The sequence below is a fragment of the Clostridium sp. CM037 genome (assembly GCF_055081095.1).
The window spans coordinates 1636816-1649382 of record NZ_CM143650.1 but is presented as its reverse complement, the minus strand read 5'-3'; the positions used below and the strand labels follow the sequence as shown (position 1 = coordinate 1649382).

The window sequence follows — 12567 nt, the reverse complement described above, 5'->3', positions numbered from 1 at the left end:
TTATTTATATATATTATAATTCTAAAAATTCCCCTATAAAAATTGTAGAACTAAGAATACCGTAAAAACTATAAAACATATAGAATAACTTATACTTAAATAATCCTTAACGCATGCATCATCAACCTTGTCACTATAACCACCATAACTTTTCAGATAGTGCATGTCATTACCATTATAATGAAAATAAAAATTAACAGATTCTATATATGCGGCTAAAATATCAACGTTTAGAGTAGGTTTATTCCAAATATTATTAGCGTAATCTCCTTTAAAATCTATCTTTACTTTTTGGTTTCTAAAAACATAAATTATATATAAAAATATTTCTGCGATTATTGCTGGGATTATCGTAGCACATGTCAGCAATATACCTAGTATGTTCAATTCCTTGTCAAGGGTTATAATATAGAGTAAAGTAAATACAATAGCTGCGCCATTTCCTAGTATTAGAATATAAAACAAAGGCGCAATAAATCCGCATATAAGTGATCTAGATATAGTAGATATTGTGTCGTAAAAATGCTTTCTTTCAGTATTATTTAAACTCTTCCGCTCTGTATTACTTATATCTATTACCATAAACGCTGTTATAGCATTAAATACTTGATTGCTTTTTATAAAAGTAACGTCTGCCAGAAAAGCAATCCCACTATATATAGCTATTACTCCACATAAATATAAAAACTGCAGCATATATATATTCTTAATTTTTTCCTTCAATTTTACATTAATAAAACCAAACAACCCCTGCCTATCTACTCTCCATAGCAATATACTAATTAAACATCCAATTGTATACCCCATTCCCATTTTCATCCCTCCTATGATTATATGATAGTGTTAACACTATTTTTGTTTATTTATTTTAAACCCTGTTTTTTTCTTAAGTTAGTTACCACTATCGATTATATTATTATGTACTTACTAATAATATATGAAGGGTCTGCTTTAATTAAACCTATTTTTTAATTATTTCTGGCAAGCAAAAATAAGACATACTATTAGAAGTACATCTTATACAAAAATAAATTTATTTGCCCCGAAGGTTATTAGCCATTTACCAGATTTCATCAGCAGTTTTTAAAGTAGTAGATCTAAGTTAAAGCGCTCTTTGAGTTACAACACCATGTGAATCCACACTAAAATTGTCTTTTTTCATACACTTAACTTCACCTTTAGTTTCTGCAAGTTCATGCTTCGAATCTTCCTGCTCAACTGATATAACATCAGTTTTATGTCTCAATATTTGAGGAATAACCTCCAAATCTAATGGACATCAATAGCTATTTTATAGCAGCTAAAGCTTTAAAATCTAGTCGTGCAGCTGAATCTAATAAATAAGATGATATTTTTGCACCCTCTATTCTAAGTTCATTTAAACCACTAATTATTTCATTAGCAGTTCCTATGCCTATACCATGTCCAAAATAAATTCCATTACCTAGGTCTATAACATTTTCTCCTTGCCATTCAGGCCTTACTGGATCTACATCAGGGTTATCAAAGTATCTTCTATCCCCTGGGAAATAATCACTTTGCTTCTCTAAATAACCTGCACTCTCAAGCATTTTATCCATATAATGCCAATTCATTAATTGTATTTCTGGAAACAATTCATTGAAAAGTTTCTCAGAAAATATATTAAGCAATGCTTGATAATAAATAATGATTATTGCAGTGGCACATTCAGTACCATATTTTGAACTATTTATAGAAATATCCTCAATAGCTTCACTGGGATTTATTCCCTTTTTCAATATAAACCCACCTTCATCAGTACGATCCCAATAATCAAGATTACACATTGATTTACGAAAGGTTTTAAAGGACATATCACCTTCATTGAGTTTTTTAGCAGCAATAACAATATTATTTCGTAATTTTAACTCGAACCGTAATTGATCTAATGAATTATATTCATACTTTTCTTTACTTAAACCCATCTTTCTAATGATATCTTTCTCAATATTATTTGGTTTATATTCATTTATAAAAGTATCAGATTTATAAGTATTATTGGAAATTATTATCATTTACTAACCTCCCTGTATTCCTTATATTAAGAACAATAATTATAGATTACTAATCTCTTAAGCTAGCTTTTGCAATGCGTATTTGTTTATTTATGGAATGGTTAATCCATGATTTCCATAAATATATGCTTTCATGATGAATTCTAAGTGAGAATCTCGATAACAATAGCTTGTTGTTTTCATCTAAGTTGTTAAAATAACCTAATAAGTTCTTTTCTTTTGCAGTGTATGGTATGAGTGGTTTTTTAGTATAAAGTGATACCCGTCTGCACAGATATTTTGCATCTAAAACTACGATATAGGGTATTGGTTTACTGGTTCTTTGAAAACTTTCCCCAGTAAAATATAAAAACGGATAATTCTCTTTAAGCCAGTAAAAAAAAGCTTTATGTTGTTTACTACCTTCTCCCACATTCATATCTATGGAAGGTACAAAGTCTAGAAGTTTGCGTGCCAATTTAACATCGTTTACGTCATCTGAATCTAAATAATTTGCAATTAACATTAAGCTACAGGGCTCTCTTGCTTGGAAGAAAGCCCAAATTAGATCATGAGTAAAAAGTCCTTCTCTATTTCTAAAAAAAATCATGTCTACTATAGTATGTAAAATCGTTTTATCCTTGTGAGTTTTTATTAAAAGTCTGGCAGTAAGATCTAAAAATTCATCATGCTGATTGCTTAACCCATGCTGAGCTATTCCTTTTTCAAACATATCTTTCAAATCAGAGTGAGAAATTTCTTTATGATTAGAATGTAGATACTCTATTTTTGAAGAAATTGAGGTGTTTACACTATCTAAATACATATAATCTCCACCTTCATATTTTATTTTTGATTTTTAATATAAATAAAGGGCTACATCATATAGTATTATCAATGTAGCAATTATGTTAAAAGTATTATATTAAAATGATCAAAAAATAAAAATAGATGGATTTATTTTTTAGAAATCACTACTATCCCAGCTGACTGTTGTACCCTTGATTGGTTCATTACCATTGATAGTACACTTATATCCATTAAAACGTCTCCCGTTAACTGTTCCTAAAATCTTAATTGTTGTATCTTGGCAATAGCCTAAGTCGTTCTATTGTGAATAAACTTTACAAATTTCTGTTTATCTTCTGTTAATTCATCATCAAATTTCTTCATTATTGAATTTATTATTTGACTTTTTGATGAATCAAAAGAAAATTCATCCACATTTTTTATTGGAAGTACATTTGGCGAGGTTCCGGAAATAAACAAACCCGTCAATGATTCAAGATCCCTTTCATGAATGTTTTTTTCTTCAAACACGATATTTAACTTTTCGCAGGTTTTTATAACAAATTGTCTTGTGATGCCAGGTAATACATTTGCAACCTTTGATGTTACGACTGTTGAGCCTTCGACCATAAAAATATTAGATTTACTGCCTTCCGTAATAAATCCCTCATCATCCACTAAAATTGCTTCATATACGTCTTTACTATTTATTCGCTCATTTACTTTGTCTCTAAAAACACTATTAATAACTTTAGCATTTGGGTTACTTCGCTCTCCATGATAAGTAATAGTTTTTACGCCTTCCACGTACTGCTCTTTTGAAGGGTAATCATGTGGCAAAAAATACAATAAAACCTTTTCATTAAAGTCATTTTTATTATTGCATTTCTCGTCGCTTGGGCTATAATTTATAACTAATTTTATATTTCCAACCTGAGCTTTATTCTTATATATTAGTTTAAGAATTTCATTTATAATTTCATCCCTAGTAATAGTTAAATTGTATTTCATAATTTTTGCGGAATCGTGAAGACGATCTAAGTGTTCCATAAGAAAAATGGGGATTCCGTCACTTATCCTTATAACTTCATATAATGATTTCCCTTTACTTCTATGGTAATTTTCAAATTCCTCACATTTTTTAATTTCCCCTCCGAATAAAAAATATGCATTTATACACTTATCCATATAAACCCCTCCTTGTTTTAATTGTATCTTATAATAATTAATATCAACCCATCACGAGTAATGCTAATTTAAAGTTAACCTCTATAAATATCCTACTACTTCCATTTTAAAATTTCAATCTTATCGTGTGTTTTTTTGAAGTTTATTAAATAAGGATGTCCCACTAAATTAAAAAGAGGTAAATCTGATAGAGAATCAGAAAACATATAGGAGTTTTCAAAATCAATTTGGATATTTTCTCTCTTCAAGATTTCTTTTAGTCTTTTTACTTTTTCTTCCCCTTTGCAATTTTCTCCCCAAATTTTATTCCTATGTAAGCCATTCTCCTTAACGAACCGCGTCCCTATTACTTTATCCACTTCCTTTATATTATAGAATTCATTTAAATAGAATTCAGCAGATGCAGAAATTAAATAAATTTTGTATCCCTGTATCTTCATTTTTTTTATGGTATCTATAGCATCTTTATATAATATTTTACTTAAACGTGTTTCATAAAATTCTTTGACTATCTTTTTCATTTCATTTTCTTCTATACCATCAATAAATCTTATAAAGGTTTTTTTAGCTTTTGAAGCATCATATATCTTGAAAACGTAAAATATAGATGAAAATATACTTTTAGGCAGATATCTTATGAATTTAAGGTTCTTTTTTATCATAAAAAAATAGAACTCCACTAAGGTCTCTCGTTTTGTTAAAGTGTAATCCACATCAAAAATAGCTAATTTTTCTTTCATTATTTATCCTCCTTTAATCCTCTCCTGGCCGCTGCAATATTAATATTATTACCATAAGATCGCTATTAATTCTTTTAAAAAAACTTAAAAAGAGCCGATGCATTTGCAACGACTCTTTTTAAGAATTACTTTTCGCTTTTAATCAATTCTTCATAATATGCAGTTACTTCTGCGAATTCTTCATCTTCAGGGATAACTAACTCACCTGTTTCTTCATCTCCAATTACTTTGAAAAGATATATTGAATCATCCTCAGGATTTTGAACTAGCGCAAATTCATTATCTTTATAAGTAAATCCATCTACTATTTCACAAGGAACTATGTTCCCATTTTCATCTTCTAAATCTACTGTTAAAGCCTCGCCCTCGCCACAACCACATCCACAGCCTTCATTCTCGTCATGTTCGTGACCACCGCATCCACAGCCTTCATTCTCGTCATGTTCATGACCACCGCATCCACAACCTTTATTTTCTTGGTCCTGTTCGTGATCACCGCATCCGCATCCGCATGATGTTTTTTTATCTTCATTCATAATGTAGTACCTCCTACTTTGAGTATAGTTTAATTCTACCCTAAATGATAAAATAATAAAAGGGTTTTTTGAATTCTTTTTATTATTTTATTTAAAAGTAAAAGGAAGATGAAATTTAATCCATCTTCCTTTTACTTTATAATTTTAAATACTATTTTTCACTAGCAAGTTTTTTGTATCCTGCTAATCTTTCCTTAGCATCATTTTCTGTTTTAACAAATAATTCTTCTGCTACTTCTGGGAATGTTTTTGCTAGTGAAGAATATCTTACTTCACCCATTAAGTATTCTCTAAATGAAGTAGTTGGTTCTTTAGAGTCTAATATAAATGGATTCTTTCCTGCTTCTTTTAAAGTTGGATTAAATCTATACATAGCCCAGTATCCAGATTCAACAGCTCTCTTAGTTTCAAGTTGTGTACAACCCATTCCAACCTTAAGACCGTGATTGATACATGGAGCATAAGCAATTATAAGTGATGGTCCTTTATAAGCTTCTGCTTCTTTTATAGCTTTTAGTGTTTGAGCTTTATCAGCACCCATAGCTATTTGCGCAACATAAACGTATCCGTAAGTCATTGCCATCATACCTAAATCTTTTTTCTTAGTTCTCTTACCAGTTGCTGCAAACTTCGCAACAGCAGCAGTTGGAGTAGATTTTGATGATTGACCTCCTGTATTTGAATATACTTCTGTATCAAATACAAATATATTTACATCTTCACCAGATGCTAATACATGATCAACTCCACCAAATCCTATATCATAAGCCCAGCCATCTCCACCAAATATCCATTGAGACTTTTTAACTAAATGATCTCTTTTGCTGAATATTTCTTTTAATGCTTCATTATTGTCTTTTTCAGCGTTTAATAATGGTAGCATTTTAGATGTTGCAGCTTTTGAACCCTCAGCATCTTCCTTATTTTCAATCCATTCATTAAGAACTGATTTTAATTCATCACTTGTTTTCATTGTTAATGCTTCTTTAGCTGACATTTCAACTTTATTTCTTAATTGGCTAGTTCCAAGGAACATTCCAAATCCAAATTCAGCATTATCTTCAAATAATGAGTTAGCCCAAGCTGGTCCCTTACCACATTTATTAACTGTGTATGGTGAAGCTGGTGAACTTCCTCCCCAAATTGAAGAACATCCTGTAGCGTTCGCAATGAGCATTCTATCTCCAAATAATTGAGTAATAAGTTTAGCATATGGTGTTTCTCCACATCCAGCACAAGCTCCGCTGAATTCCATTAATGGTTGCTCAAATTGACTTCCCTTAACATTTGATGTTCCCATTGGATTTTCTTTCTTAGGTAAATTTATATTGAATTTCCAATTTGGTATTTTATCTACTTGAGACGCATATGGTTTCATGATTAAAGCTTTTTCTTTTGCAGGGCATACTTCTGCACAGTTACCACAGCCGCTACAATCTTCATTACTTATACCTATTGAAAAATGTAGACCTTCAAAACCCTTACCTACACCTTTTTTACTTTCGTAAGTCTTTGGAGCATTTTTAAGTTCTTCATCATTTGTTAAGAAAGGTCTTATTACAGCATGTGGACATACATACGCACATTGATTACATTGTATACATTTATCTACTTGCCATTCTGGTACATTAACAGCAATTCCTCTCTTTTCAAATGCAGCTGTTCCTGGCATTAGTGTTCCATCTTCTATTCCAACAAATGCACTAACTGGTAAAGAGTCTCCTTCTTGTCTGTTCATTACATCAGCAATATCTTTAACGAAATCTGGTCTAGCTTCTTCTGTTTCATTATTATCTTTAACAGTTTTCCAGCTCTCTGGAACATTAATTTTAACAACTGATTGAACACCTTTATCAATTGCTGCATTATTCATATTGATAACTTTTTCGCCTTTTTTACCGTAAGATGTAATAACGGCTGCTTTAAGATACTTAACTGCATCTTCTACAGGGATAATGTCTGCAAGTTCAAAGAAAGCAGATTGCATTATCATGTTAACTCTTCCTCCAAGACCTATCGCTCCAGCTATTCCAACTGCATCAATAGTATTGAAGTTGATATTGTGATTAGCAATATATCTCTTCATTGAAGCTGGTAAATGTATTTCTAAATCTTCCATATTCCATATGCAATTTAATAGGAATGTTCCACCATCTTTAATTCCTTTTAAAACATCATATTTAGTTACATAAGCTTGATTACCACAAGCAACATAGTTTGCAGAACTAATTAAATATGTTGATTTTATAGCTTTCTTACCAAATCTTAAGTGAGAAATTGTTACTCCACCTGATTTTTTAGAATCATATGCAAAGTACGCTTGAGCAAACATATCTGTATGGTTTCCTATGATTTTTATTGCACTTTTGTTAGCTCCGACAGTACCATCTGATCCAAGGCCCCAGAATTTACATTCTTTAGTTCCTTCAGGTGTTGTTGTTATAGCTTCTCCAATTGTAAGTGATTTGTTAGTAACATCATCAACTATTCCTATAGTAAAGTTATTTACTGGAGACTCCGCTTTTAAAGCATCATATACAGCAACAATTTGAGCTGGAGTAGTATCTTTTGAACCGAGTCCATATCTTCCACCAACTATAACTGGTCTGTTTTCTTTATCAAAATAAGCACTTCTAACATCTTGGAATAATGGTTCTCCAATTGATCCTGGCTCTTTTGTTCTATCAAGTACTGATATTTTCTTAACTGTTTTAGGTATGTATTTAAAGAAATGATCTAATGAGAATGGTCTGAAAAGATGTACTTTAAGCACTCCAACCTTTTCTCCTTTTGCATTTAAATAATCTATAGTTTCTTCAATTGTTTCACAAACTGATCCCATTGCTATTATTATTCTATCTGCATCAGGTGCACCATAGTAATTAAATAAATGGTAGTCAGTTCCGATTAATGAATTTATTTTTCCCATACATGTTTCAACTTTTTCTGGAAGAACATCATAGAATGTGTTTGAAGCTTCTCTTCCTTGGAAATAAACGTCTGGATTTTGTGCTGTTCCACGAGTTACAGGATGTTCTGGATTCATTGCACTATTTCTAAATGCTTCTAGTGATTCTTTGTTTAACAAACTTCCTAGAGTTTCATAATCCCATGCCTCAATTTTTTGTATTTCATGAGAAGTTCTAAATCCATCAAAGAAGTTCACAAAAGGAATTTTCCCTTCGATAGCTGTTAAATGAGCAACTGGTGAAAGATCCATTACTTCTTGTACACTATTAGATGCAAGTAAAGCAAATCCAGTTTGTCTTGTAGCCATTACGTCTTGATGATCTCCAAAAATATTAAGTGCGTGAGTAGTTAATGCTCTAGCAGCTACATGGAATACTCCAGGTAAAAGTTCTCCTGCTATTTTATACATATTTGGGATCATTAATAATAATCCTTGAGAGCAAGTAAAAGTTGAAGTTAATGCTCCTGTTTGAAGTGAACCATGAACTGCTCCTGCAGCTCCCGCTTCTGATTGCATTTCCATCATTTTAACTTTTTGACCAAATACATTCTTTGTTCCTTTAGCTGCTAATTCATCACAATACTCTGCCATTGTTGAAGATGGTGTTATTGGGTAAATTGCTGCCACATCAGTATATGCATAGGCAACGTGTGCTGCTGCTGTATTCCCGTCCATAGTTTTCATTTTTCTCATTTAATAGGCCTTCTTTCTTAAATAATTTTATCAGAATTACAAATAAGCGTATTGTATTAAAAATAACTCTACACCTAAAATAATAACTTTCTAACAGGTTTTGTGCAAAACTAGCTAACACTCCTAAGCATTAGCTAGCCATGATAGGCTTTTATAATCTACATAATTTGCAAACTACCTCATTATTACATATTTCTGTAATAAAAAGTTACTTAGCTAACATTCTACCAATTTCTTCTGCTTTAACTAATTGTTCATTAGTAGGAGCTTCATTAACAGTTAAGCTTTGTATAACATTAAATTCATATTCTTTCATTAGACTTACCCATTTGTTCATAAATTCTCCATTATCCCATCCATAAGATCCAAATAAAGCTGTGACTTTATTATTAATTGGGATTAATTTAAACTTATCAATAAAAGGTTGCATCTCTAGTTGATCAATTCTATTATTATCCATTGATGGACTTCCAAACGCAACTGCATCTGCTCTAGTTACATCTTCAACTGTAGCTTCACTAGCTAATTTAACTAGAACCTCAGCCCCTGCATCTTTTGCACCTTTAGCAATGTGATTAGCTAAAACTTCAACGTTTCCACCATTGCTCAAATAAATTATTGCTAATTTTTTCATTACTATCACCCCATACTTTCATATTATTAGATAGTTTATATTACCCCTTAATTATACATCAAAATGAAAAATATTCAAGTTTTTTTGTTATAATTGGTGTATTCTTCTTTATTTTTTTCATACAATAATAAAACAACTGACTTCCACTAGCATCCTACTGTACGTTTACATATTAGAATATATCAATTTTAGCCATTAATTGTTATTTTTTTATCAATACTATAAGGTCTTACTCGTTATTCTAGCTTATATTTTTCTCCACTCTTAACAATTACAGACTCGTATCCTTTTAAATCTAATAATTCTTTAAAACTTTTTTGAGAATTTTCGTCACCATGTACAAGAAAAACCTGTTTAGGTTTTCCCTCAATATTTTTTATCCAATTAATTAAACCATTTCTATCTGCATGGCCAGAAAGGCTTTGCAAATTATATATTGACGCTGCAACCGAAATATCTTTCCCAAAAATTTTTACCATTTTATTCCCTTCTAAAATTTCACGACCCAAAGTACCCTCAGCTTGATATCCTACAAATACTATGGAGCTTTCGCTTCTCCATAAATTATGCTTTAAATGATGTTTTATTCTACCTGCATCACACATTCCGCTTGTAGATATTATTACTATCCCCCTTTGCATTTTATTTAATTCCATAGATTCTTCTGAGGAATGAGTAAATTTTAACCCCTCAAAATCCAGTATGTTAGTATCATGTTTTTCTAATTCCTTTGCCTCATCATCAAAAATTTCTCTGTTATTTTCAAATATTTTTGTCGCTTTTTCCGCAAGAGGACTATCCACATATACGTAGCAGTTTTTAACCAGCCCCTCTTCAATATACTTATTCAATGCATATAGAACCTCTTGGGTTCTACCTACTGCAAAAGATGGGATTATAACATTTCCTCCTCTATCGAAAGTTTTTTTTACTATATCTGATAATTCTTTCATTGCATTTTCGAAATTATTATGCACTTTATCTCCATAGGTTGTTTCCATAATTACATAGTCTGCAGCGCCAATAAATGTAGGATCATTTATAAGCGGAATGTTAAAATTACCCAAGTCGCCACTATAAACAAGTTTAATATTTGAGCCTTCTTTCTCTTCCACTTGAAGCTCTATAATAGCTGACCCCAATAGATGCCCTGCATCCTTAAATATAACTGTTAATCCATCAAAAGGTTTTATTTCTGCGTTATATGAATAACTTTTAAAGAGTTTTAAACATTCTTCTGCAATTTTGGAAGAATACAAGGTTTCTTTAGGTTGTAACCCTTTTTCTTTGAGTTTTCTATTTTTCCACGCTACTTCCATCTCCTGAATATGACCACTATCTGTTAGCATCACCTGACATAATTCCATTGTAGCTTTTGTGCAAATTATTTCGCCTTTAAATCCCTTCCTATATAGTAAAGGAATTCTACCACTATGGTCTATATGAGCATGAGATAATATAACTAAATCTATATCTTTCGGGTTAAATTGAAACTTTTCATTTTTTCCATGGTCTCCGTCTCTTCCTTGGTATAATCCACAATCCAATAAAATAGTTTTATTTCGCACTTTTATCAAATGACATGACCCTGTAACGCATTCTGCTGCTCCTAAACATTGAAGTTCCATCTTTTTTCTCCTTTATTTTACATTGTAAAAATATTTTATATTTATATAATAAGCAAAAACATATTCTTATAATTACAGTTTGCACTCTTTTTTGTTTTTTATATAAAAAATGTTGCTTTTTAAATAATATTTATGATTTTATTAAATAAAAAAAGATGAAGAAATTTTACTTTCTTCATCTTTTCCTATATTTCTCTATTAATTCTACTATTAAATCAATGCTTTTTTCAGTGTTGCTAGAATTCATTTTTTCAATATATTTATACCTACCATTATACAGTTCTTTAATTTTCATTTCTAAATTTTCAGGCGTTAACTCCTCGTCTTGAATAACCATACTATAACCGCTTTTTTCAAAAGATTTTGCATTAAGTATTTGATCGCCACGGCTAGCCTTAGCTGATAATGGAATTAATAAATTAGGTTTTCTAAGTGCTAAGAGTTCAAAAATGACATTTGCTCCTGCTCTAGAGACTACAATATCTGCACTAGCTAATAAATGAGGCAATTCATCCGTCGTGTATTCAAACTGCTTATAACCATTTTTACTTTGAAGTGATTTTTCAAAATTACCACTTCCACAGATATGAATAATATTATACTCCAAAATTAATTTTTCAAGCATTGACCTCACCACTTCATTTATAACTTTAGAGCCTAAACTACCACCAATAATCATTAATGTTGGCTTTTTATTTTTAAATCCGCATATTTCGTTCCCTTTTATTTTACTTCCTTCAAACAATTCGTATCTTATAGGATTACCAGTTATTACCCCTTTCCCATTTTTTATTTCATTTAATGCTTCTGGAAAAGTTACACATACTTTTGTGCAGTAAGGAGCTACTAATTTATTAGCAAGTCCTGGTGTAATATCACATTCATGAGCAATTACAGGTACTTTATTAAAAAATGCAGCAAGCACTACAGGTACGGAAACAAATCCGCCTTTAGAGAAAACAATATCCGGTTTGTGTGTTTTTATTATTTTTTTTGCTTCAAATATACCCTTAATTACTTTTAAAGGATCTGTAAAGTTTTTCACATCAAAATATCTTCGGAGTTTCCCGCTAGATATAGGATAATACTTTATATTTTCACTCTCTATTATCTTTCTTTCAATACCTTCTTTTGTACCAATATATTCAACTTCATAACCTAGCATTTTAAGTTTTGGTATAAGTGCAAGATTTGGTGTTACATGTCCTGCTGAACCGCCACCGGTCATTATTATTTTGTGTTTTTCCACTTTAACACCCCTTCTAAAAAACATACTTTATGCAGTATGTACTAAATCATTATATACCAATTAGACTAAAAAGTTTAGTATTTATTAAAAATCATCTTATCCATAATTTCCTAAAGGGTTTATA

General features: G+C 30.9%; 11 protein-coding genes. All 11 read right to left on the bottom strand.

Annotation, left to right across the window (positions count from 1 at the left end):
* Window positions 1-33: 33 nt before the first annotated feature.
* The 11 genes from ACWJKP_RS07825 to ACWJKP_RS07775 all read right to left on the bottom strand — a co-directional run bounded on the left by ACWJKP_RS07825 (window position 34) and on the right by ACWJKP_RS07775 (window position 12443).
* A complete protein-coding gene (locus ACWJKP_RS07825; protein ID WP_165412124.1) occupies window positions 34-813 on the bottom strand; it encodes a hypothetical protein in 780 nt (259 codons plus the stop codon).
* Window positions 814-1102: 289 nt separating this feature from the next.
* Complete coding sequence (locus ACWJKP_RS07820; RefSeq protein WP_165412125.1) at window positions 1103-1246, bottom strand: hypothetical protein; 144 nt, start codon at window positions 1244-1246, stop codon at window positions 1103-1105.
* Window positions 1247-1286: 40 nt separating this feature from the next.
* Window positions 1287-2036, bottom strand: a complete 750-nt coding sequence (locus ACWJKP_RS07815) for a protein-glutamine gamma-glutamyltransferase (protein ID WP_165412126.1) — start codon at window positions 2034-2036, stop codon at window positions 1287-1289.
* A gap of 49 nt (window positions 2037-2085) precedes the next feature.
* Complete coding sequence (locus ACWJKP_RS07810) at window positions 2086-2841, bottom strand: hypothetical protein (RefSeq protein WP_165412127.1); 756 nt, start codon at window positions 2839-2841, stop codon at window positions 2086-2088.
* A 272-nt stretch (window positions 2842-3113) separates the two neighbouring features.
* Window positions 3114-3992: an aminotransferase class IV gene (locus ACWJKP_RS07805; protein ID WP_165412128.1), complete on the bottom strand. Its 879-nt coding sequence runs from the start codon at window positions 3990-3992 to the stop codon at window positions 3114-3116.
* Between the two features lie 95 nt (window positions 3993-4087).
* The gene (locus tag ACWJKP_RS07800) at window positions 4088-4732 is read right to left on the bottom strand and encodes an HAD-IB family hydrolase (RefSeq protein WP_165412129.1); all 645 of its coding nucleotides are present in this window, start codon (window positions 4730-4732) and stop codon (window positions 4088-4090) included.
* Between the two features lie 125 nt (window positions 4733-4857).
* Complete coding sequence (locus ACWJKP_RS07795) at window positions 4858-5268, bottom strand: DUF1292 domain-containing protein (protein ID WP_165412130.1); 411 nt, start codon at window positions 5266-5268, stop codon at window positions 4858-4860.
* 151 nt (window positions 5269-5419) lie between these two features.
* On the bottom strand, window positions 5420-8932 hold the full coding sequence (gene nifJ / locus ACWJKP_RS07790; protein WP_462961481.1) for a pyruvate:ferredoxin (flavodoxin) oxidoreductase: 3513 nt from the start codon (window positions 8930-8932) through the stop codon (window positions 5420-5422).
* A 208-nt stretch (window positions 8933-9140) separates the two neighbouring features.
* The gene (locus ACWJKP_RS07785) at window positions 9141-9566 is read right to left on the bottom strand and encodes a flavodoxin (RefSeq protein ID WP_165412132.1); all 426 of its coding nucleotides are present in this window, start codon (window positions 9564-9566) and stop codon (window positions 9141-9143) included.
* Between the two features lie 236 nt (window positions 9567-9802).
* A complete protein-coding gene (locus ACWJKP_RS07780) occupies window positions 9803-11194 on the bottom strand; it encodes an MBL fold metallo-hydrolase RNA specificity domain-containing protein (RefSeq protein ID WP_165412133.1) in 1392 nt (463 codons plus the stop codon).
* 175 nt (window positions 11195-11369) lie between these two features.
* Window positions 11370-12443, bottom strand: coding sequence for an undecaprenyldiphospho-muramoylpentapeptide beta-N-acetylglucosaminyltransferase (locus ACWJKP_RS07775; protein ID WP_187351401.1), 1074 nt, complete (start codon window positions 12441-12443; stop codon window positions 11370-11372).
* Window positions 12444-12567 lie beyond the last annotated feature (124 nt).